Origin of the sequence: Gaiella sp., assembly GCF_035558935.1 — a bacterium.
Taxonomy (GTDB): domain Bacteria; phylum Actinomycetota; class Thermoleophilia; order Gaiellales; family Gaiellaceae; genus Gaiella.
The window spans coordinates 23,827-45,148 of record NZ_DATMBZ010000114.1 but is presented as its reverse complement, the minus strand read 5'-3'; the positions used below and the strand labels follow the sequence as shown (position 1 = coordinate 45,148).

General features: G+C 70.6%; 21 protein-coding genes. 13 read left to right on the top strand and 8 right to left on the bottom strand.

Going from position 1 to position 21,322, the window contains the following annotated elements:
* Positions 1-30: 30 nt before the first annotated feature.
* A complete protein-coding gene (locus tag VNM44_RS11135) occupies positions 31-1,026 on the top strand; it encodes a 2-oxoacid:ferredoxin oxidoreductase subunit beta (protein ID WP_325625950.1) in 996 nt (331 codons plus the stop codon).
* Between the two features lie 7 nt (positions 1,027-1,033).
* Here the strand turns inward: VNM44_RS11135 and VNM44_RS11130 are convergent, their stop codons facing one another.
* Together VNM44_RS11130 and VNM44_RS11125 are read right to left on the bottom strand one after the other, a co-directional pair.
* A complete protein-coding gene (locus VNM44_RS11130) occupies positions 1,034-1,471 on the bottom strand; it encodes a MarR family winged helix-turn-helix transcriptional regulator (protein ID WP_325625949.1) in 438 nt (145 codons plus the stop codon).
* Positions 1,468-2,913 carry an MFS transporter gene (locus tag VNM44_RS11125; RefSeq protein WP_325625948.1) on the bottom strand — a complete coding sequence of 482 codons (1,446 nt, stop codon included), beginning with the start codon at positions 2,911-2,913 and terminating at the stop codon, positions 1,468-1,470. Before VNM44_RS11125 ends, VNM44_RS11130 begins: the two co-directional genes overlap by 4 nt.
* A gap of 155 nt (positions 2,914-3,068) precedes the next feature.
* On the opposite strand from VNM44_RS11125, the gene VNM44_RS11120 reads away from it, so the two are divergent.
* On the top strand, positions 3,069-3,920 hold the full coding sequence (locus tag VNM44_RS11120) for a hypothetical protein (RefSeq protein WP_325625947.1): 852 nt from the start codon (positions 3,069-3,071) through the stop codon (positions 3,918-3,920).
* The gene (locus tag VNM44_RS11115; protein WP_325625946.1) at positions 3,917-4,387 is read left to right on the top strand and encodes a class E sortase; all 471 of its coding nucleotides are present in this window, start codon (positions 3,917-3,919) and stop codon (positions 4,385-4,387) included. Before VNM44_RS11120 ends, VNM44_RS11115 begins: the two co-directional genes overlap by 4 nt.
* A gap of 94 nt (positions 4,388-4,481) precedes the next feature.
* On the opposite strand, the gene VNM44_RS11110 is transcribed toward VNM44_RS11115, so the two are convergent.
* From VNM44_RS11110 to VNM44_RS11100, 3 genes are all read right to left on the bottom strand, one after another.
* Entirely contained in the window at positions 4,482-5,732 is a 1,251-nt protein-coding gene (locus tag VNM44_RS11110; RefSeq protein WP_325625945.1) for an MFS transporter, read from the bottom strand.
* Positions 5,729-6,172, bottom strand: a complete 444-nt coding sequence (locus VNM44_RS11105; RefSeq protein WP_325625944.1) for a MarR family winged helix-turn-helix transcriptional regulator — start codon at positions 6,170-6,172, stop codon at positions 5,729-5,731. The genes VNM44_RS11110 and VNM44_RS11105 overlap by 4 nt, the downstream gene beginning before the upstream one ends.
* A gap of 75 nt (positions 6,173-6,247) precedes the next feature.
* Complete coding sequence (locus VNM44_RS11100; RefSeq protein ID WP_325625943.1) at positions 6,248-6,943, bottom strand: response regulator transcription factor; 696 nt, start codon at positions 6,941-6,943, stop codon at positions 6,248-6,250.
* Positions 6,944-7,120: 177 nt separating this feature from the next.
* Here VNM44_RS11100 and VNM44_RS11095 point away from each other — a divergent pair, with 177 nt between their 5' ends.
* The 6 genes from VNM44_RS11095 to pstA all read left to right on the top strand — a co-directional run bounded on the left by VNM44_RS11095 (position 7,121) and on the right by pstA (position 12,771).
* Positions 7,121-8,044, top strand: coding sequence for a sensor histidine kinase (locus tag VNM44_RS11095; protein WP_325625942.1), 924 nt, complete (start codon positions 7,121-7,123; stop codon positions 8,042-8,044).
* Positions 8,045-8,124: 80 nt separating this feature from the next.
* Entirely contained in the window at positions 8,125-9,000 is an 876-nt protein-coding gene (pstB, locus tag VNM44_RS11090; protein WP_325625941.1) for a phosphate ABC transporter ATP-binding protein PstB, read from the top strand.
* 67 nt (positions 9,001-9,067) lie between these two features.
* A complete protein-coding gene (phoU, locus tag VNM44_RS11085) occupies positions 9,068-9,730 on the top strand; it encodes a phosphate signaling complex protein PhoU (protein ID WP_325625940.1) in 663 nt (220 codons plus the stop codon).
* Between the two features lie 128 nt (positions 9,731-9,858).
* On the top strand, positions 9,859-10,905 hold the full coding sequence (gene pstS / locus VNM44_RS11080) for a phosphate ABC transporter substrate-binding protein PstS (protein WP_325625939.1): 1,047 nt from the start codon (positions 9,859-9,861) through the stop codon (positions 10,903-10,905).
* Positions 10,906-10,909: 4 nt separating this feature from the next.
* Complete coding sequence (pstC, locus tag VNM44_RS11075) at positions 10,910-11,878, top strand: phosphate ABC transporter permease subunit PstC (RefSeq protein ID WP_325625938.1); 969 nt, start codon at positions 10,910-10,912, stop codon at positions 11,876-11,878.
* The gene (pstA, locus tag VNM44_RS11070) at positions 11,878-12,771 is read left to right on the top strand and encodes a phosphate ABC transporter permease PstA (protein WP_325625937.1); all 894 of its coding nucleotides are present in this window, start codon (positions 11,878-11,880) and stop codon (positions 12,769-12,771) included. Before pstC ends, pstA begins: the two co-directional genes overlap by 1 nt.
* Positions 12,772-12,773: 2 nt before the next feature.
* Here the strand turns inward: pstA and VNM44_RS11065 are convergent, their stop codons facing one another.
* A complete protein-coding gene (locus VNM44_RS11065) occupies positions 12,774-13,874 on the bottom strand; it encodes an inorganic phosphate transporter (protein ID WP_325625936.1) in 1,101 nt (366 codons plus the stop codon).
* Positions 13,875-13,902: 28 nt separating this feature from the next.
* Positions 13,903-14,523: a DUF47 domain-containing protein gene (locus VNM44_RS11060; protein ID WP_325625935.1), complete on the bottom strand. Its 621-nt coding sequence runs from the start codon at positions 14,521-14,523 to the stop codon at positions 13,903-13,905.
* 78 nt (positions 14,524-14,601) lie between these two features.
* Between VNM44_RS11060 and VNM44_RS11055 the strand changes: the two genes are divergently transcribed.
* The 4 genes from VNM44_RS11055 to VNM44_RS11040 all read left to right on the top strand — a co-directional run bounded on the left by VNM44_RS11055 (position 14,602) and on the right by VNM44_RS11040 (position 19,173).
* A complete protein-coding gene (locus VNM44_RS11055; RefSeq protein WP_325625934.1) occupies positions 14,602-16,008 on the top strand; it encodes a CYTH and CHAD domain-containing protein in 1,407 nt (468 codons plus the stop codon).
* Complete coding sequence (locus VNM44_RS11050) at positions 16,005-16,391, top strand: NUDIX hydrolase (RefSeq protein ID WP_325625933.1); 387 nt, start codon at positions 16,005-16,007, stop codon at positions 16,389-16,391. The genes VNM44_RS11055 and VNM44_RS11050 overlap by 4 nt, the downstream gene beginning before the upstream one ends.
* Before the next feature lie 37 nt (positions 16,392-16,428).
* Positions 16,429-18,105, top strand: coding sequence for an energy-dependent translational throttle protein EttA (ettA, locus tag VNM44_RS11045; RefSeq protein ID WP_325625932.1), 1,677 nt, complete (start codon positions 16,429-16,431; stop codon positions 18,103-18,105).
* A gap of 180 nt (positions 18,106-18,285) precedes the next feature.
* On the top strand, positions 18,286-19,173 hold the full coding sequence (locus VNM44_RS11040; RefSeq protein ID WP_325625931.1) for a hypothetical protein: 888 nt from the start codon (positions 18,286-18,288) through the stop codon (positions 19,171-19,173).
* 16 nt (positions 19,174-19,189) lie between these two features.
* Here the strand turns inward: VNM44_RS11040 and ppk1 are convergent, their stop codons facing one another.
* The gene (gene ppk1, locus VNM44_RS11035; protein WP_325625930.1) at positions 19,190-21,256 is read right to left on the bottom strand and encodes a polyphosphate kinase 1; all 2,067 of its coding nucleotides are present in this window, start codon (positions 21,254-21,256) and stop codon (positions 19,190-19,192) included.
* Positions 21,257-21,322: the final 66 nt, after the last annotated feature.

The window sequence follows — 21,322 nt, the reverse complement described above, 5'->3', positions numbered from 1 at the left end:
GTCGGACACGACCCACAGGAGGAACGGGCGATGACCGGCAACGGCCTCGTGCAGCTGACCGCGAAGGACTTCAAGTCCGACCAGGAGGTGCGCTGGTGCCCGGGTTGCGGCGACTACGCGATCCTGGCCGGCGTCCAGTCGTTCCTGCCCGAGCTCGGCGTGCCGCGCGAGAACCTCGTGTTCATCTCCGGGATCGGCTGCGCGGCCCGCTTCCCGTACTACGTCCAGACGTACGGCATGCACTCGATCCATGGCCGCGCGCCGGCGATCGCAACCGGGCTCGCGACATCGCGGCCCGACCTCTCCGTCTGGGTCGTCACGGGCGACGGCGACGCGCTCTCGATCGGCGGCAATCACCTGATCCACGCGCTGCGCCGCAACGTCGACATCACGATCCTCCTGTTCAACAACCGGATCTACGGGTTGACGAAGGGGCAGTACTCGCCCACGTCGGAGCTCGGCAAGGTCACGAAGTCGACGCCGTTCGGGTCGGTCGACCAGCCGTTCAACCCGCTGTCGGTCGCGATCGGCGCGGAGGCGAGCTTCGTCGCGCGGGCGATCGACACCGACAAGCAGGGGACCGCCGAGGTGCTCCGCGCGGCCGCCCAGCACCGCGGCGCCGCGTTCGTCGAGATCCTCCAGAACTGCAACATCTACAACGACGGCGCGTTCGACGTCGTTCGCGACGAGAAGGACAACCGGCTCTACCTCCGGGCGGGCGAGGAGGTGCGCTGGGGCGAGAAGGGCGTGCGGATGCGCTCCGACGGCACGCTCGAGATCGTCGACGCGTCCGCGGGCGGCCTGCTCCGCCACGATCCGCTTCGCGACGACCCCGGGCTCGCGTTCGCGCTCGCGCGCCTGACCTGGGAGGGCGCCGGCGGCGTGCCGCTCGGTGTCTTCCGCTCGGTGAGCCGGCCGGTGTACGAGGACCTCGTCCACGACCAGGTCCGGACCGCGGTCGAGCAGCGGGGCGAGGGCGACCTCGCGGCGCTGCTCCACGGCGCCGACACCTGGTCGATCGGCTGACGCCCTCCTAGCGGCGACCGAGGAGAGCCTGGAGGTCTGCCAGGGCGGCCGCCAGTCGCCGCGCCTCGTCGTGCGACAGGTCACCGAGCGCCCTCGCCGCGAGGCGCTCGAGACGCCGGCGCCGCCGCCGCACGTCCGCCTTGCCCTCGGCCGACGCCTCGACGATCACGCCGCGCCCGTCCCCGGGGTCGGGGCGGCGCCTCGCGAGCCCGTGGCCCTCGAGCACGTCGACCGTTCTCGACGCGGTCGCGTCGGTCGTCCCGAGAGTCTCCGCGAGCGACCCGAGCCGCATGCTGCCCCGGTCGACGACGGTCGCGAGCGCGACCGCTTGAAAGGTCGAGAGCTCGCCCGGCTCGGGGTCGCTCGCCGCGCGGCGCTGGCTGACGAGCGTCGCGACGAGACCTTCGACCGCGCCGGCCACGAGCTTCGCGTCCGAGCCGGTCACGCGCTTCCGGCCTCGACGGCGATCCGAGAGCGGGCCCGCCGGCGACGCGGCGGCGTGACGAAGACCGCGATCACGGCTGCGAACCCGCCGGCGACGGCCGCCAGCGCGAAGGCCGTCACGTAGGCGCCCTCGGTCGGCACTCCCGTCCCCTCGATGGTCGTGGCCGTGAGGATCGCCGCGCCGACCTGCGCCCCCACGACCGCTCCGATCGTCCGCATCACCGTGTTGATCCCGGTCGCGATCCCCGTCTCGGTCGGCTCGACCGCCTCGGTGATCAGCGCCGCCATCGCGGCGAACGCGAAGCCGACGCCGACGCTCAACCCCGACATCGACACGACGATCTGCCATGGCTCGTCGTGCAAGACGGCAAGACCCGTGGCCGACAGCGCCACGAGCGCCATCCCGAGCGCGAGCGGCCACTTCGAACCGAATCGGCGTCCGAGGAGCCCCGCGGCAGGTCCGGCGAAGAGCATCAGGAGCGACCCGGGCAGGAGGTAGAGGCCGGTCGTCGTCGCGGTCGCGGCGAACCCGTAGCCGAGCCGGTCCGCGATCTCCGGCGGCAGGCCGCCGGGCGCCTCGACGAAGCGGGGCACGAGCACGAACGAGCCGAACATCGCGAAGCCCGAGATCAACGCCGTGGTGTTGGTGAGCAGCACCGGACGATCCGCGAGCACGCGGATGTCGATCAGCGGCTCGTCGACATGGAGCTCGAGCACGATCCACGCCACCGCACTGAGAGCGGCGAGGGCGAACAGACCGAGCACCGCCGGCGACGTCCAGCCCCAGCTGCCACCTTGCGACAGGCCGAGCAGCAACGAGACGAGCGCGACGGACATGAGGACGGCGCCCGGGATGTCGATGCGCGACGTCGACCGAACGGGCGACTCGGGAACGAATCGGTGCACCAGCACGAGCGCGATCGCCACGCCGATCGCCCCGACGACGAAGAGCCAGCGCCAGCTCGCGTTGTCGATGATGAGGCCCGAGAGGACGAGCCCGAACCCGCCTCCGATCCCGAACACGGCGGAGAGGAGGCCGATCCCGACCTTCATGCGGTCGGGCGGAAACTCGTCGCGGATGATCCCGAAGCTGAGCGGGAACACGGCGCCCGCCGCTCCCGAGACGACGCGGAACGCGATGAGCGTCCAGATGTCGGGGGCGGCCGCGCAACCGATACAGCCGACGAGGAAGATCGCGAGCGACACGACGAGGAGGCGTTCCTTCCCGAACCGGTCGCCGAGCTTCCCGAGGATCGGCGTCAAGACCGCAGCGGACAGCAGGAAGCCCGTGAGAACCCAGGTGACCCAGGTCGTCGACGCGTCGAGCTCGCGTTGGAGCGCGGGCAGTGCCGGCACGACCATGGTCTGCTGGAGTGCATAGGCGGCCGCGGCAAGCGTGAGGATGCCGAGGGTGAGGCCGTAGTGCTGGCGAGGCTCGTTCAAGTCGTTGCGCAGCGTAACGATCCCACCGACGTCCCCCGCTCGGGGTACGGCGGGCCCTCGCCGAGCGGCAGGATCAGTACTTAGCGCGTACCCGGTTCGGGGGAATCAACGCATGCGACCCGTCTGCGACGTCGCGACCATGAGGGTGATTCGACATGCGGTCGCTTCCGGGTGGCGCCGGCTCCGAGGGCGGCCGCAGAAGGAGGGGGCGCCCAATGAAACGCTTGCTCGCCGTATTCGCGGCAGGTGCGCTTGGAGTCGTTGGGCTTGCGGCCGGGTTGGCGGCAAGCGGGTTCGCCGGTAACGCGCGCGAGGTTGGCACGGACGACAAGATCACGATCTGCCACGTCGCCGGTCTCGTCTCCGACCCGGCGAACTACATCACGCTCACCCTGCCGTACAACGCGGTGTATGGAAAGAACGGGGAGTCTGGTCACTTCAACGAGAACGGGACCACAAAGGCGGGTCACGAGCAGGACACCCTGGGCCCGTGCAGTCCGCCGCAGACGGATCTCTGTCTGAACCTCGAGGGTGTGCAGTCTGAGGTTCCGGAGGGATACACGCGCAACGAGAACGGTCGCTGTGTCCCGACGTCGCCGCCGACGGATCTGTGTCCGAACCTCGAGGGTGTGCAATCGGAGGTTCCGGACGGGATGGTGCTGGAGGACGGCAAGTGCGCCGTTCCCCCGCCGCGCCTCTGCCCGGACGGCAAGCCGCCGACATCCGGCGAGGATGCATACGACCCGAACGACGACTGCAAGAGGCCGCCGGCTCCCGTGACGGAGACGACGCTCACGACGACTACGGAATCGGCGCCGACGACCACACCGGCAACACCGACGACACCGTCGACGCCGGCAGCTCCGTTCACGCCGCCGACGACGAAGCCCGTCGCCGAGAAGCCGGCGGTGAAGAAGCCGGCTGCCAAGCCCTCCCCGGCCACGCCCAAGAAGGCCGTCGCCGGTGCGCTCGCGAACGAACCGCCCAGGCTGGCGTACACCCCGTGATCGCAGCCGCGATCACGGCCACGGCGCTCGCGCTGACTGCCCCCGCCGCCCCACCGGCGGCGGGGGCGCCGTTCGCGACGATCTCCATTCCCGCGATCGGGCTCAATGCGCTCGTCCGGGAGGGCGTGTCGCAGCGCGTGCTCGATCGGGGCCCCGGCCACTACCCGGGATCCGGGCTACCCGGAAGGCGACGCGCGGTCGCGATCGCGGGGCACCGGGTCACGCACACGCGACCGTTCCTGCGGATCAACGAGCTGAAGCACGGTCAGCGGATCGTCCTCACGCGCCGTTCGCAGCGGTTCGTCTACCGGGTCTCGGCGATGCGGGTGGTCGAGCCGACCAACGTGTGGCCGATCCGGATGCGTCCCACCGTGCAGCGCCTCGTGCTCACGGCGTGCCACCCGCCTCACAGCGCCCGGTATCGCCTGGTCGTGTTCGCGAAGCTGGTCGACGCCGAATCGACGTAGCTCCGAGCAACCAGCGGCATCGCACGTCCGGGATGCCGCGGCGGCGGCGGGGTCACGTCCGTGCGATGCCGCCTGACACGGTATCGCAGCGCACCTAGGCTCCGGCCCGCGCCGGCCCGAGGCGCTCGCCGAAGAGCTCGTGCGCCGCCCAGGTGATCGCCACAAGTCCCGCGGCGCCCGCGACGCCGAAGGCAAGCGGCGTCCCGCCCTCCTGGGCGAGCCAGCCGGCCACGAGGCCGCCCACGGGTGCGAGGCCGGCGAATGCGAAGAGGTAGAGGCTCATCACCCGCCCGCGGAGATGCGGCGGTGAGCTGAGCTGGACGAGGGCGTTCGCGCTTGCGGTGAAGAGCGAGAAGCAGACGCCGAGACCGAGCAGCAGGACGAGCGCCGCCGTCACTCCGTGCACGAGCGCGAGCCCGAGCATCGCGAGGCTGAAGCCGATCGCGCCGCCGACGAACGCGCGCGGGCTCGCCTCGCGCAGGGTTGCGGTGGCCAGCGCGCCGACGAGGGCACCGAGGCCGAATGCCGCGGAGAGGATCCCGAAGGTGCCCGCCCCGACGTGGAGCGTCTGCGACGCGAGCAGCGGCACGAGGACGTGGAAGTTGAAGCCGACGGTGCTGACGACCGTCACGACCACGAGCACGACGCGGGGTACCGGAGCGCGGACGGCCCAGGCGACGCCTTCGCGGATTCCGGCCACGACCTTCGTCTCCGGGCGCTTCTCGACCTCGTAGAACTCGTCCTCCCGCATCAGCCGCAGCGCGACGAGCACGGAGAGGAAGCTCACGGCGTTGACGACGAAGCAGACTCCGGTGCCCGTGACGGCGATGAGGAGGCCCGCCAGCGCCGGGCCGATCACGCGAGAGGCGTTGAAAAGGCCGGAGTTGAGCGCCACGGCGTTCTGCAACTCGTCGTGGCCGACCATCTGGAAGGTCAGCGTCTGGCGGCCGGGCGCGTCGAAGACGAGCACGAGCCCACCGAGCGCCGCGAGTGCGTAGACCACCGGAAGCGTGGCGACGCCCGCGAACGTGACGGCTGCGAGCGCGATCGACACGACCATCGCGGCCCCCTGGGTCGCGACGAGTAGTCGTCGCGTGTCGAAGCGGTCGACGACGACCCCGGCAACGAGGCCGAGGACGAGGAACGGGACGAACCGGCAGAAGGCGAGCGCGCCGACGGCGAGCGGCGAGCCCGAAAGCTCGATCACGAGCCAGGCGAGTGCGATGTTCTGCATCCACGTTCCCGCGACCGAGACGATCTGGCCGGTGAAGAAGAGCCGGTAGTTGCGGTGGCGGCCCAGCGAGCGGAACGTCCGTCGCTTGAGGGCGATCGAGAGCAGCCTCACGGGCGCGGTTCCAGGAGCGCGTCGAGGGCCGGCAACGCTCGCTCGACCAGCTCACGGTCCTCCGCGGAGAGACGGTCGAGCCGGTCGGCCAGCCAGGTGGTGCGGCGCGCGCGGATGCGCCTCAGGATTGCGCGGCCGTCGGGTGTGAGCTCGAGGCCCACGCGGCGCCGGTCCTTCGTCGAGCGCACACGCTGCAGGAGACCGGCAGCCTCCAGGCGGTCGACGTGACCGGAGAGCGACGGCGGAGAGATGCCTTCGGTGTCCGCGAGCTCGCGGAGCGACAGGCCCGGACGCGAAGAGACCTGCGCGAGCAGCGTCGCCTGGTGCGCGGTGACCCCGAAGCTCTCGGTGTCCCGGCGCAGGTTTCGCGCGAGGCGGAGGATCACCGGGCGGAGCGCGACGGCGATGTCGAGCGGAGAACCAGTAGCCTCACGAATCATTCGTGAGGCTAATGGTACCTGGCTGTTCCGGCGACGCGTCGCGTCACGGGGGACAAGCCCTGCGGGGCCAGTCCCCTACTTCGCTTCCGCTTCCAGCTTGTAGCCGACGCCGTAACGCGTCTGGAGAAACGTGTGACGCGGTGCGTGGGCGTCGATCTTCTCGCGCAGCTTGCGGACGAAGACGTCGACGGTGCGGTCGCGGTGCGACGCGCGGCGGCCCCACACGCGTTGCAGCAGCTCGTCCCGTGTGAGCACGCGGCCAGCCTCGAGAGCGAGGGCGTAGACGAGGCGGAACTCGGTCGGTGTCAGGTCCGCGCTCTTCCCGTCGACGTACGCCTGGACGTTCCTCGGGTCCAGCCGGAGCTCCTCGATCACGATCTCCTCGCCGCGCCGGGGATCTTGCGCCCGGGTGCCGCGCCGCGCCGCTGCGGCGACCCGGGCGACGAGCTCCTTCATCGAGAACGGCTTGACGAGGTAGTCGTCGGCCCCGATCTCCAGGGCGTGCACGCGGTCGTGCTCCGTTCCGCGCGCGGAGACGACGACGATCGGTGTGCCGATTCCCTCGCCGCGCGCCTGTTCGATCACCTTCCAGCCGTCGACACCCGGGAGCATCAGGTCGAGGACGCAGACGTCCGGCCGCTCGTACCGCAGCCGCGCGAGGCCGGTCTCCCCGTTTGCCACGCCGACGGCGTCGAAGCCGGCGGCATGGAGATGGCGCGCCATCCCCTGCGCGATCACGTCGTCGTCCTCGATGATCAGGACTCTCGTCATGCGGTCTCTCGTATGGTGGGGACACGCGGTTGTCCGCGGGGGCGACGGCTGGTGAAGGAATGGTATCCGGGTGGTGAAACGCGCAGGAGCCCGTCTTCATCTGCTCGGCGTCAGGGTGCGGGTGCCTGCGAGCCCGGTGCAGGCCGCGCTCGAGGCGTCTGTTAGAACGCCGTGAGCATGGACGCCGACGCCGCCCGGGGCCGGGTGCTCCTCGAGGAGAGCCGCGAGTCGGTGGTCGTGCTCGACGCCGACGACCGCGTCGTTGCCGCCAGCAGGCGCGCACGCCAGTCGGTCGCGGGCCTCGTCGAGGGGAAGCAGCTGCCGGAAGGTCTCCTCTCCGGCGAGGCCGGAGTCGTGCCCCTCATCGTCCCGTACGACATGAACGGGAGGCGCGAGCGCCTCGTCTACCTGACGAGCGGCGGCGACCTCGCCGCGTACGAGGAGCTTCGCACCGGCTTCACGGCCGCCGTCTCGCACGAGCTCCGAACGCCGCTCGCGCGCCTCCTCTCCCTGCTCGACACCGCGACGCTCCCGGGCGAGGACGTGCTCGAGCTCGTCGACAGGGCGCGGGCCGAGGTCGAGCAGATCCGGGAGCTGATCGACGAGGTGCTCTTCCTCAGCGAGCTCGAGTCGGGGACGCGCGTGGTGGCGCTGGGCGCCGTTCCCGTGCGGCAGGAGCTCGAGACCGTGGTGGCGGAGCTCGAGGAGCGCGCGAGCCGCGCCGGGGTCGCGCTCGTCGTCGAGGGCGACCCGTCGCTCGAGCTCGCGATCCGGCCGCGGATGATCCGGGTCGTCGCGCAGAACCTCGCCGAAAACGCGATCCGCTACGCGGGCCCCGGCGCGACGTTCACGCTCGCCGTCGAGCGCGACGGGGACGCGATCGTCCTTCGCGGCACCGACGACGGGGTCGGAGTGGAAGAGGCGCAGCTGACGCGCCTCTTCGAGCGGTTCTTCCGGGCCGACCGGGCGCGCGCCTCGCGCGGCACCGGGCTCGGCCTCGCGATCGTGAAGCACGTCGTCACCCAGGCGGGCGGCACGATCGAGGCGCTCGGCGGTCTCGGTGCGGGAGTCGAGATTCGCGCGACGTTCCCTGCCGCGTAGCGGCGCGTTCACCGGTTTCTCACCAGACGTTCACCCGACGGCGGCCCACGAGCCCGCGCGTGGGGCCGACACTGGCCCCGATGTCGCAGACCACGACCGTGGCGCCTGTGTCCACCGGAATCGACCCGTCCAAGATCGGTCAGCTCGCGAGCCAGCTCGACTCCGACGACCGCGGCAGGGAGGCCGTCTTCGACGTCGAGGGTCTCTCGGTCTCCTACAGCGGTGCGCTGGCGCTCGACGGCGTGTCACTGGAGATCCGGAAGAACTTCGTCACCGCCTTCATCGGCCCCTCGGGCTGCGGCAAGTCCACGTTCATCCGGTGCTTCAACCGTATGAACGACCTGATCCCCGGAGCGGCGGTCGAGGGCCGCGTCCTCTACCACGGCAGGGACCTCTACGGGTCGAACGTCGACCCGGTGGAGGTGCGCCGGCGGATCGGCATGGTCTTCCAGAAGCCGAACCCGTTCCCGAAGTCGATCTACGACAACATCGCCTTCGGCCCCCGCGTGCTGAAGCTGACGAAGGACCTCGACGAGCGGGTCGAGCGCACGCTGCGCCATGCCGCGCTGTGGGACGAGGTGAAGGACCGCCTCTCCGAGAACGCCCTGGGCCTCTGGGGCGGCCAGCAGCAGCGTCTCTGCATCGCGCGGGCGCTCGCGGTCGAGCCGGACGTGATCCTGATGGACGAGCCCGCGTCGGCGCTCGACCCGATCTCGACGTCGCGCATCGAGGATCTGATCCACGAGCTCAAGCGCGAGTACACGATCGTGATCGTCACGCACAACATGCAGCAGGCCGCACGGGTCGCCGACATGACCGCGTTCTTCAGCGTCGAGGTGCGGGAGGACGGCACCGGCCGCCACGGGACGCTGGTCGAGTACGACCGCACGACGAAGATCTTCACCAACCCGTCCGACCGGCGGACGGAGGACTACGTCACGGGCCGGTTCGGGTAGTGGTAGTGCCCCGTCCGGCAAGCCCCTGCGGGTCCCTGGCGCGGCCGCATCCCTGGACGGGGCACTGATGGCACGCCTCGAGTACCAGGCGAGCCTCGACTCCCTCGAGTCCGACCTCCAGGAGCAGGGCGAGGTCGTCCTCCGCGCGGTGCGCGGGGCGATCAACGCGCTCGAGACGCAGGACGTCGAGCTCTGTGACGAGGTGATCGCCTTCGACGACGAGATCGACGAGCGGTATCACCGCATCGAGCGGTCGATCGGCCAGCTGCTCGCCCAGCAGGCGCCCGTGGCCAGCGACCTGCGTCTCGTGCTCGCGGTGCTGCACAGCTCGATCCATCTCGAGCGGATCGGCGACCAGAGCGTCACGGTCGCCAAGCTGACGAAGCTCTCCGCCGCCCTCGAGCAGCACACGGAGCTCGTCGAGGGGCTCTGCGAGATGGGGGCCCGTGCGGCCGAGATGGTCCGCCGGTCGCTCGACGCGTTCGCCGACCGCGACGTGGCGGGCGCGCGTGAGCTCGTCGACCTGGACGAGCTCATCGACCGGACCAACCGGGCGGTCGTCGACAAGGTGCTCGCGATGTCCGCGCCCGGGATGCAGGAGTGGGGGATGCGGATGATCGTGGTGGCGCGCTGCATCGAGCGGATCGGTGACAACGCGGTCGACATCGGCGAGCAGACCGAGTACCTCGTCACCGGCGAGTTCCACGAGTTCTCGGACGCGTCGCACTAGATCACTCGTCTCCTGCCGTGTTCACCAGACCGCCACACGATCGCAACCGGCGCGCGCCCCACGCAGAGGTCGGCCGTCGCGACGCTTCCGCCGTCAACCGAATGTCACACGCACAGGGAGAGAAGCTCATGAAGAAGGCACTCGCACTGACGCTCGCGCTCGCGAGCGTCGCCGCGATCGCCGTCGTCGGCGGCCGTGCCGAGGCGGCCCCGGCCCGCTCGACGGGCACGCTCGTCGGGACGGGCGCGACGTTCCCCTTCCCGCTCATCTCGAAGTGGATCCCGGAGGTCGGGAAGGCCTACGGGATCGACATCACCTACTCGCCGACCGGCTCGGGCGCGGGAATCGCCGGGGTCACGGCGCGCACCGTGGACTTCGGCGCCTCCGACGCGCCGCTGTCCGCCCAGCAGCTCGCCGACTGCAAGGGCTGCGTCGTCATCCCGTGGGCGCTCGCCGCGGTCTCGATCCCCTACAACCTGCCGGGCGTGAACGGCCGCGTGCACCTGAACGGGCAGACGCTCTCGCGCATCTACCTCGGGTCGATCACGAGCTGGAACGACCCGGCGATCAAGAAGCTCAACCCGAAGCTCGACCTGCCGGACACGAAGATCACGCCGGTCTACCGCTCCGATTCGTCGGGCACGACGTTCGCTTACACGGCGTACCTGTCCGCGGCCAGCCCTCAGTTCTCCAGTCGCGTCGGCAACAACACGAGCGTCAACTTCCCGACGGGCGTCGGCGCGCGGGGTAGCTCGGGCGTCACGGGAGTCGTGAAGAACACGCCCGGCGCCCTCACCTACGTCGACGCGGCCTACTCGATCCAGAACAAGCTGCAGTTCGCGACGATCCAGAACCGCGCCGGGCGCTTCACGACGCCGGGCATCCGCGGGATCACGCAGGCCGTCTCGCAGCTGCCGAAGAAGGTCACCTCGCTCTCGCAGCTGAAGATCGTGGATCCGCCGAAGGCGGCCGGGAAGCTCGCGTACCCGATCTCGACCTTCACGTACGTGATCCTGCCGACCAACTCGGCGAAGGCGGCCGACCTCCGGAAGTTCGTCTACTGGGCGGTCACGCAGGGACAGAGGTTCGGGCCGCCGCTCTTCTTCGTCCCGCTCCCGACGTCGGTCAAGGCGTTCGCGTACCGCGAGCTCGCCAAGGTGAAGGCCGGGACCTGAGCGCATGACGTCCGTCGGCTACGACCCCGCGGCGCCGAGCCCCGAGCTCGAGCGTCGCGGGATCCGGCTCGGCGACGTCCTCTTCCAGGGCATCGCGGTCGCCGCCTCCGTGGCGGCGACCGTGTTGCTCGGGATGATCGTCTACCAGGTCGTCTCCGACGCCTGGCCGGCCATCCAGGAGTTCGGCCTCGCCTTCGTGTGGACGGAGGCGTGGGACCCGGTCAAGGACTCCTACGGGGCACTCACGTTCGTCTACGGGACGGTCGTCACGTCGCTCATCGCGCTGCTGCTCGCGACGCCGCTCTCGATCGCGATCGCGCTCTTCCTCACCGAGATCGCGCCGCGCCGTGTTGCGGCGCCCATCGCGACGATGGTGGAGCTGCTCGCGGCCATCCCCAGCGTCGTGCTCGGGCTGTGGGGCATCCTCGTCCTCGGTCCCTGGGTGCGGGACACGCTCGAGCCGTGGCTCCAGAGCTTCCTCGGGTGGATTCCGCTCTTCTCGGGTGAGCCGTCGCAGGCCGGGATGCTCCCCGCGGCGCTCGTCCTCACGATCATGATCATCCCGATCACCTCGGCCATCTGCCGCGAGCTGTTCGCGCGCACCCCGCGCGACCTGATGGACGGGGCGATGGCGCTCGGCTCGACGCGATGGGAGGCGATCCGGGGCGTGATGTTCGCCTACGCCGCTCCGGGGATCGCGGCGGCCGTGCTGCTCGGGCTCGGTCGCGCGTTCGGCGAGGCGATCGCGGTGAACCAGGTGATCGGCGGCGCCAACTCGATCAACATCTCGCTCTTTGCGCCCGCGGACTCGCTCGGCTCGCGGATCGCCGCCCAGTACCAGGGCGCAACGTCCCAGCTCCAGGCGAGCTCGATCCTCTACCTCGGCGCGATCCTGATGGTCATCTCGCTCGTCACGAACGTGATCGCACAGGCGATCGTGACGCGGTTCGAGCGGTCGCGGAGGGCGTACTGATGACGACGGTTCCCGGCGACGACCGGTACGACATCACTATTCGCTCGGCCGGGCTGCGTCGCCGCCGGATCACCGAGAAGGCGTTCGCCGGGCTCGCCGTGGCCAGCGCCCTCGTCGCCGTCGGGATCCTCGCGCTCGTGCTCGGCACCGTGATCCACAAGGGCCTGAGCCAGCTGAGCCTCGACTTCTTCACGAAGGCGCGTCCGCTCTTCGGCGAGTCGGGAGGCATCGCGGACGCGCTGGTCGGCAGCGTGCTGATCGTCGGGATGGCGATGCTGATGGCGATCCCGGTCAGCATCCTCGTCGCGATCTTCATGTCCGAGTACGCCGGCCCGCGGCTCTCGGTGGCGCTGCGGATCGTGCTCGACGTGCTGAACGGCGTCCCGGCGATCGTCGTCGGCATCTTCGTCTTCGGCCTGCTCGTGGTCGGACGCGGCCAAAGCGCGATCTTCGGCGCCTTCTCGCTGGCCGTCCTGATGCTGCCGATGGTGGCCCGGGCGACGCAGGAGGTGCTCGAGATCGTCCCGCGCAGCCTGCGGGAGGCGAGCCTCGCCCTCGGCGTCACGCGCTGGCGAACGACGGTCAGCGTCGTCCTGCCGACGGCGATCGGCGGGATCTTGACCGGCGTCGTGATCGCGGTGGCGCGCGTCGCAGGCGAGACCGCGCCGCTCCTCTTCACCTCGTCGATCGCCGCGAACGCGATCTCGACCGACGTGTCGCACGCGCTGCCGACGCTGCCCGTGGCGATCTTCGCCTTCTCGGAGTCGGCCGACCCGGCGGAGCAGGCGATGGGCTGGGCCGCGGCGCTCGTCCTGATCCTGTTCGTCCTCGTGCTCAACATCGTGGCGAAGCTCGTTGCGAGCCGCCAGCGGCGCAAGAGCGAAGGCGCCTGACGCTACGCCGCCGCCGCGGCCGCCGCGGCCGAGGCTGACGGCTCGACGGGAGGCGCCAGCCGGCGCCGGTCGAAGCGTCGTGCGAGGAATGCCGCGGCCGCGATGAGGATCGCGAGGACGAAGACGATCACGTGCCCGCCGGGGAGCCGGGTGACGACCTCCATAGACGCGCCGACGAGCGCTGCCGCCGGGATCGTCAGGATCCAGGCGACGAGGATGTTCCCGGCGACGCCCCAGCGCACCGCGTGGAAGCCGCGGACGGCGCCGGCGCCGAGCACCGACCCGGAGATGGTGTGGGTCGTCGACACGGGGAAGCCGAAGTGCGCCGTCCCCCACAGGATCGACGCGCACGCCGTCTGCGCCGCGAACCCCTGCGCCGGGTCGATCTTCGCGATGCGCTGACCGAGCGTCTTGATGATGCGCCAGCCCCCGGCGTACGTCCCCGCGGCCATGGCGAGCGCCGAGGCGGCGATCACCCACGTGGGCGGGCGCTCGAAGTCCGGGCTCAGGTGCCCGGAGGCGACGAGCGCGAGCGCGATGATCCCCATCGTCTTCTGGGCGTCGTTCGTCCCGTGCGTGAACGCGACGAACGCCCCCGAGACGAGCTGAGCCCGGCGGAAGCCCCGGTTCACCTTCGTCGGCGCCCGTCGAGCGACGAGCCAGGTGATCCCGAGGATGAGCACGAACGCGAAGGCGATCCCCAGAAACGGAGCGACGAGCGACGGGATCAGCACCTTCTCCTTGATGCCGCTCCAGTTCACGACGCCCCAGCCGGAGGCCGCGATCGCGGAGCCGATCATCCCGCCGATCAGCGCGTGGCTCGAGCTGGAGGGCAGTCCGATGAGCCACGTGAGGAGATTCCAGGCGATCGCCCCGACGAGACCGGCCATGACGACCTCCAGCGTGATCGCGTCCTGGTCGACGATGCCCTTCGCGATCGTCGCCGCGACCGCGACCGAGACGAACGCGCCGGCGAAGTTGAGGACCGCGGCGCTCGCGACCGCGACCCGCGGGCTCAGCGCACGCGTGGAGACGCTCGTGGCAATGGAGTTCGCGGTGTCGTGGAAGCCGTTCGTGAAGTCGAAGAACAGTGCGATCGCCACGACGGCCCAGAGTGTCGGCTCCACCGGGTCAGGCGTTCTTCACGACGATGTTGGCGATCGTGTTCGCCGCCGTCTCGCAGCTGTCGAGCGCGCCCTCGAGCCGGTCGTAGACGTCCTTCCAGCGGATCACCATCAGCGGGTCGATCCGATCGTCGCGGAAGAGCGACGCGAGCCCGTCGCGGAGGATGCGATCGCCCTCGTCCTCGAGCCGCTTGAGCTCGATCAGCGCCTCCTGGACGCCGACGAAGCTCTTCAGGTTGGCGCAGGCGATCGAGAGCTGCTCGGCGGCGGCCACGATCAGGCCCGTCTGCTGGACGGCGTGCTTCGTCGGCAGCTCGATCCCGTAGAGCCCGAGCAGGTCGGACGCCTCCTCCAGCTCGTCGACCACGTCGTCGATCTCGATTGCGAGCATGTAGATGTCGTCGCGGTCGAACGGGGTCAGGTACTGCGTGTTGAGGAGCTGGATCAGCTCCCTCGTGATGGCGTCGCCCTCCGTCTCCTCCGCCTTCACCTGCTCCTGTGTGATCCCGGAGTTGGGGTGCTCGCGGAAGCGCCGCTCGACGAGGCGGGCCACCTCGAGCGCGTTCTCGCCGGCGCGGGCGAAGAGCACGAAGAACTCGCTCGTCCTCGGCGTGAGCGACAGGCGCACGGGCGCGCACGTTAACCGAAACGAGGCATCTCCATTCGTGGACGAGACGACCGCTCCGGTCCCGGATACGCTCGGATGATGAAGGAGACCCTCGAGCGTGAGGTGAAGCTCGCGCCGCCCGGCGAGGGATTCGTCCTGCCGGAGCTCGGAGGCGAGGTCGATCCGACGCGTGTCTTCACCTCGACGTACCACGACTCAGCCGACTTCCTGCTCGCGCGGCACGGGATCACACTCCGGCACCGTCTCGAGCGCGGTGCCGGGGTCTGGCAGCTCAAGCTCCCCCGCGCCACGGGCCGAGCCGAGCTCGAGCAGCCGGGCCCGCCTGCCCGACCGCCGCTCGAGCTGTCGTCGCTGCTGGTCGCGTTCCTCCGCGGACGCGAGCTCGGCCCGGTCGCCCGGCTCCGCACGCGACGCGAGGTCGTTCGCGTCGACGGGGCCGAGATCGTCGACGACGCCGTCTCGGTGCTCGCCGGCCAACGCGTCACCGCTCGCTTTCGTGAGCTCGAGGTCGAGCTGGTCGGTGGCGACGAACAGACGCTGCGTCGGCTCGTGAAGGAGCTTCGCGGCGCCGGAGCGACCACTGCCGCGGAGCTGCGGCCGAAGCTGTACCGCGCGCTCGACCTGCCTTCCCCCGCAGCCGCGGCGGAGATCCCGAAGAAGACGCCGCCGGACGCGGCGCTGGGGCTCGCGATGGCCGAGCAGGCACGGCAGCTGCTCGCGCACGACCCTGGTGTCCGGCTCGGCTCCGATCCGGAGGACCTCCACGAGTTCCGCGTCGCGACGAGGCGCCTTCGAGCCTTCCTCCGGGCGGGCCGTCCGCTGCTCGAGCCCTCCTGGTCGGAGCCCCTGCGGGACGAGCTCCGCTGGCTGGGCGGTGCGCTCGGCCCGGCCCGTGACCTCGACGTCCTGATCGAGCGGATCGAGGAAGACGTGGCGGGGATCGGCGGGGAGGACGCTTTCGCCGGCCTGTTGCGAGCGCTCGAGGCGGAGCGCGTCGAGGCTCGTCGCGTTGTCGTCGAGGCGCTCTCGAGCGACCGCTATCTCGCGCTGCTCGACCGCCTCGAGCACGTCGGCGACCCGGAGCCGAGCGGCTCAGGGCGCACGCTGCGTCATGTCTGGCGAGGAGAGTGGAAGCGCACGCGGAAGGCGTTCGGGCGGCTCGACGAGGGCTCGCCCGACGACGAGCTGCACGCCGGGCGGATCCGCGTGAAGCGCGCTCGCTACGCGGCAGAGCTCGCGGCGCACGAGCTGGGCAAGCCGAGCCGTCCGTTCATCCGCGCCGCGAAGGAGCTGCAGGACGTTCTCGGCGGGCACCAGGACGCCGTCGTCGCGGAGGAGCGGATCCGCGCGTGGGCCGGCAAGGACGTCGAGACCGGAGCGCCGGCGCGCCTCGTCGAGGCCGAACAGGAGCGGAGAGCGTCGGCACGCGCGGCCTGGCCCAAGGCCTGGGATGCTCTGCGAAAGGCGGCGAAGCGGCTCTCGTGACCATCGTCCGCGCCGCCGGCGGCGTGCCCGTCCGCACCGCCGCGCAAGGGATCGAGGTCCTCGTCGTCCACCGCCCCGGCTACGACGACTGGACCTTCCCGAAAGGGAAGTGCGAGCCGGGCGAGAGTGACGAGGACTGCGCACTGCGCGAGGTCGTCGAGGAGACCGGGCTCGTCTGCGACCTCGAGGAGGAGCTCCCGTCCACCGCCTACCGGGACTCGAAGGGCCGGCCAAAGCGCGTGCGCTACTGGCGTCTCCGCGTCGTCGGGGGAAGCCTCGCGTTCGATCACGAGGTGGGGAGCGGCCGCTGGCTCAGCCCGGCCGACGCCGAGACGTTGCTGACGTACGAGCGGGACCTCGCCGTGCTGCGCGCACTCTCGTAGCAGCGCAGCGGCGGAGCGCGGGTAGCCTGGGCCGCGCATGTCCGCAGACGTGATCTACACGATGTACCGGGCCGACAAGTTCTACGGCCCGGAGCGCCAGGTGCTCTCCAACATCTCGCTCTCGTTCCTGCACGGGGCGAAGATCGGCGTGCTCGGGCCGAACGGCGCCGGTAAGTCGACGCTCCTCGAGATCATGGCCGGGCTCGAGGAGCCGTCCTCCGGCGTCGCCGAGCTCGACCCCAAGGCGAGCGTCGGCTTCCTGTCGCAGGAGCCGGAGCTCGATCCCGCGAAGGACGTGCGCGCGAACGTCGAGGACGGCGTCCGCGAGCTGCGCGACCTGCTCGACCGCTTCAACGCCGTCTCCGCGGCGTTCGCGGAGCCCGACGCCGACTTCGACGCGCTGCTCGCCGAGCAGGCGAAGGTCCAGGACCGGATCGACCGCGCCGACGCATGGAGCCTCGACCAGCAGCTCGACCGGGCGATGGACGCGCTCCGCCTCCCGGACGGCGACCGCGACGTGACGACGCTCTCGGGCGGCGAGCGGCGCCGCGTCGCGCTGTGCCGCCTCCTCCTCTCCGCGCCGGACCTGCTGCTCCTCGACGAGCCGACGAACCACCTCGACGCCGAATCCGTCGCGTGGCTCGAGCGGCATCTCGAGGCGTACAAGGGCACCGTCATCGCGGTGACCCACGACCGGTACTTCCTCGACAACGTCGCCGGCTGGATCCTCGAGCTCGACCGCGGCAGGGGCATCCCCTTCCAGGGCAACTACTCCTCCTGGCTCGAGCAGAAGGAGGCCCGCCTCGGCGTCGAGGAGAAGCAGAACGCCGCGCGGCGCCGCACGCTCCAGCGCGAGCTCGAGTGGGTGCGGATGAGCCCGACCGCGCGCCACGCGAAGTCGAAGGCGCGGCTTGCCGCGTACGAGAAGCTCCTTGCGGAGGATCAGGCGGACCGGATCGGCACAGTCGAGATCCACATCCCCGCCGGGGCGCGGCTGGGCGACGTCGTGGTCCGTGCCGAGCACGTCCAGAAGGGCTTCGGCGACCGCCTGCTGATGGAGGACCTCACGTTCGACCTGCCGCCCGGAGGCATCGTCGGTGTGATCGGGCCGAACGGCGCCGGGAAGACGACGCTCTTTCGCATGATCGCCGGCGAGGAGGAGCCGGACTCGGGCTCGCTCGAGATCGGCGACACCGTCGAGCTCGCCTACGTCGACCAGTCGCGTGGCGCTCTCGACGGGAAGAACACCGTCTGGAAGGAGATCTCGGGGAACGAGGACGTGATCGCGCTCGGCAAGCGGGAGGTCAACTCGCGGCAGTACGTCTCGTGGTTCAACTTCCGCGGTGGCGACCAGCAGAAGCTCGTCAAGGATCTCTCCGGCGGCGAGCGGAACCGCGTCCACCTCGCGAAGCTCCTCCGCTCGGGCGGCAACCTGCTGCTGCTCGACGAGCCGACGAACGACCTCGACGTCGACACGCTGCGCGCGCTCGAGGAGGCGCTCAACGACTTCGCCGGCTGCGCCGTCGTGATCTCGCACGACCGCTGGTTCCTCGACCGCGTCGCCACGCACATGCTGGCCTTCGAGGGCGACTCGCAGGTCACGTGGTTCGAGGGCTCCTACGCGGAGTACGCCGACTGGGTGCGCGAGACGCGCGGCCCGGAGGCGCTCGAGCCGCACCGCATCGCCTACAAGCCTCTCGTTCGGCCGGGCTGAGGCTTCCCGGGCGTGGCTTCAACCTCGCCCGTCTTGGTCCACGACTGCTGATCCACTGTCTCGAGCCAGTTCTCGACCCGTAGACCGGGGACGCGCTCGAAGTGCCGGGTTGCGCGCGAGCGCGTCGGTGAGCCGCGGCGCGGTGAGGGCACGTCCGGAGCGTCCGTCACGCTTCGGCCGATGCGCGTTGCGGTCGTGGACGTGGGGTCGAACACCGCGCGCGTGCTCGTGGCCGACGTCGTCGGCGGCCGGGTCGACGTCGTCGCGGAGCGGCGTGCGCGCCTGGGGCTGGGTGAGGAGATCGCGCGCACGGGCACGCTGTCGCGCGACACCGTCGCCATCGTGGCGCGGCTGTGCCGTGACTACGCCGACCGTGCCCGCGCGCTCGAGGCGGAACGTGCCGAGACGATCGTCACGGCGCCCGGTCGCCAGGGACGCTCACCAGAGCTGCTCGTCGCCGCCGTGCAGCAGGCGACACGGCTTCCGGTTCGGGTCCTCTCAGCCGAGGAGGAGGGGCGACTGTCGTTCCGTGGCGCCGTCTCGCGCGTCGGAGAGCATCCCCGGGGGAAGATCGCCGTGGTCGACGTCGGAGGAGGCTCGACCGAGATCGTCGTCGGCACGGCACTCGCAGCGAACTGGGTGCGCTCCGTCGACCTCGGCTCGATCCGCCTCACGCGACAGATGCTCCGCCACGACCCTCCGACCGGAAGCGAGCTCGACGCGGCACGTGACCTCGTCCGTGCGACGCTCGGCGCGATCACCGCGCCGTTGACCGACGTCGCGCTTGCGACGGGCGGCAGCGCCAGAGCTGTGGCGAAGCTCGTCGGGCCGTCGTACGGGACGCGTGAGATCGAGAAGGCGATCGCACTCCTCTCGCGTCGGACGTCCACGAAGGTCGGTCGCAAGGCGGGGATCCATCCCGTCCGCGCGGCGTCCGTGCTCGGAGGGGCGCTCCTTCTCGCGGAGGCCGCCAGGGTGCTCGGCCGGCCGCTCGTCCTCGCCCGCGGCGGTGTGCGCGAGGGCGCTGCGCTCGCCCTCGCGAGCGGGCGCGTCGCCGCGGCCGCGTAGTACGAAGGGGTCGGGCCTACGACCTCGCGCGGCGGGCGCGGCTCTGCGCGCGACGCATCATCGTGTCCTGGTGCGCGTGCCGCTTCTTGCCCTTGCGCTCGATGCGCTCCCACGCCCCGTCCGGCAGGAGCTCCCAGGTGTTCTCCGTGTCGGCGAACACACTGTCGAGGATCGCGCCGATCTCCGCGCGCGCACGGGCGTTCTCGACGGGCGTCAGCACCTCGATGCGGCGGTCGAGGTTCCGCGGCATCAGGTCGGCGCTGCCGATGAAGACGGTCAGGTCGTCGCCGGCCTCGAACCAGTTGACGCGGCTGTGCTCGAGGAAGCGGCCGACGATCGACGTCACGCGGATCGTCTCCGAGAGTCCCTTGACACCCGGGCGCAACATGCAGATCGACCGCGCCATGATCTCGATCGGCACGCCGGCCGCCGAGGCCGCGTAGAGCTCCTCGATGATCGTCGGATCGACGAGCGCGTTGACCTTGAGCCGGATCCGCGTCGACTCGCCGGCCGAGGCGGCCTCCGCGACACGGCGGATCTCCTCGACGAGGCGCGAGCGCAGCGTGAACGGGGCCACGAGCAGCTTCCTGAAGGCTTGCGGCCGTCCGAAGCCCGTGACGTGGTTGAAGAGGTCCGCGACGTCCGCCGAGATCTCCTCGTCGGCGGTGAAGAGGCCGATGTCCTCGTAGATGCGCGCCGTGGAGGCGTTGTAGTTTCCGGTGCCGACGTGGACGTACCGTCGCAGGCCGCCCTCCTCGCGGCGGACCACGAGCGTCATCTTCGCGTGGATCTTGAGGTCGGGGAAGCCGTGGACGACGTGGACGCCCGCTTCCTCCATCGCGCGTGACCACTCGATGTTCCGCCGCTCGTCGAAGCGGGCCTTGAGCTCGACGAGGCACACCGACTGCTTGCCCTCCTCCGCGCACTCGATGAGCGAGCCGATCAGCGAGGACTCGTCGCTCGTCCGGTAGACGGCGGTCTTGATCGCGATCACGTCGGGGTCACGCGCCGCCGCCTGGGCGAGCGCCTCGAAGCTCGCGCGGAACGAGTCGTAGGGCTGGTGGACGAGCAGATCGCCGCGGCGGATCTCCTCGAACAGGTCGTTCGGCCCAGTCACCCGTGCCCAGCGAGGCGGGACGACCGGAACCCACGGCTCGTCCTTCAGGTCCGGCCGGTCGAGCGAGACGAGCTGCCAGAGCTCGGACTGGTCGAGGAGACCCTCGACCTCGTAGACCTGGCCGGGGCGGACGTCGAGACCTTCCACGATCCGCTCCCGCATGTCCCGCGAGGCCGACGCGGAGAGCTCGAGGCGAACGACGTCGCCGAAGCGCCGCCGCCGCAGCTCGGACTCGACTGCCTCGAGCAGGTCGTCGGCGTCGTCCGAAACCTCGAAGTCGGCGTCGCGCGTGACGCGGAACGTCGCGCGCTCCTGGATCTCCATCCCCGGAAAGAGCATCGGCAGGAAGTGGGAGATCAGCGCCTCGAGCGGCACGAGCCGCTTCCCGACCGGGACGAACCGGTCGAGCACCTCCGGCACCTTGACGCGGGCGAACCTCTCCTCGCCCGTCTCCGGATCGGATGCGATCACGCCGTGCGACAGCGAGAGGCCGGAGACGTATGGGAACGGCTGTCCCGGCCCGACGGCGAGCGGCGTCAGGATCGGGTAGATCTCGCGCTCGAAGTACCGCTGCAGCTTCTCCTGCTCGCGCTCGGAGCATTCGTCGATCGACGCAACCTCGATGCCGGCCTTGGCGAGCGTGGGTCGAAGCTCGCGCTTCCACAGCCGGCCCTGGCGGGCGATCAGCTCTCCGACGCGCTCGTGAATCTGCTCGAGCGCCTGGGACGTGCCGAGGCCGTCCGCCGAGCGGACGGGCACGTCCGACTCGTCGAGCTCGAGCAGCCCCGCGACCCGCACCATGAAGAACTCGTCGAGCCCCTGGGAGAAGATGGCTGCGAACCGCACGCGCTCGAGGACGGGCAGCGTGTCGTCCTCGGCGAGCTCGAGGATGCGGCCGCTGAAGTCGATCCAGGAGAGTTCACGGTTGAGAAGGCGCGACGGTGCCGGCTCGACAGCAGTTGCCATGGACAGATCGTAAGGCGAGCCGCCGGCTGCGGGGCCGTTGGTGTCCGACTAGGAGTCGGACACCAC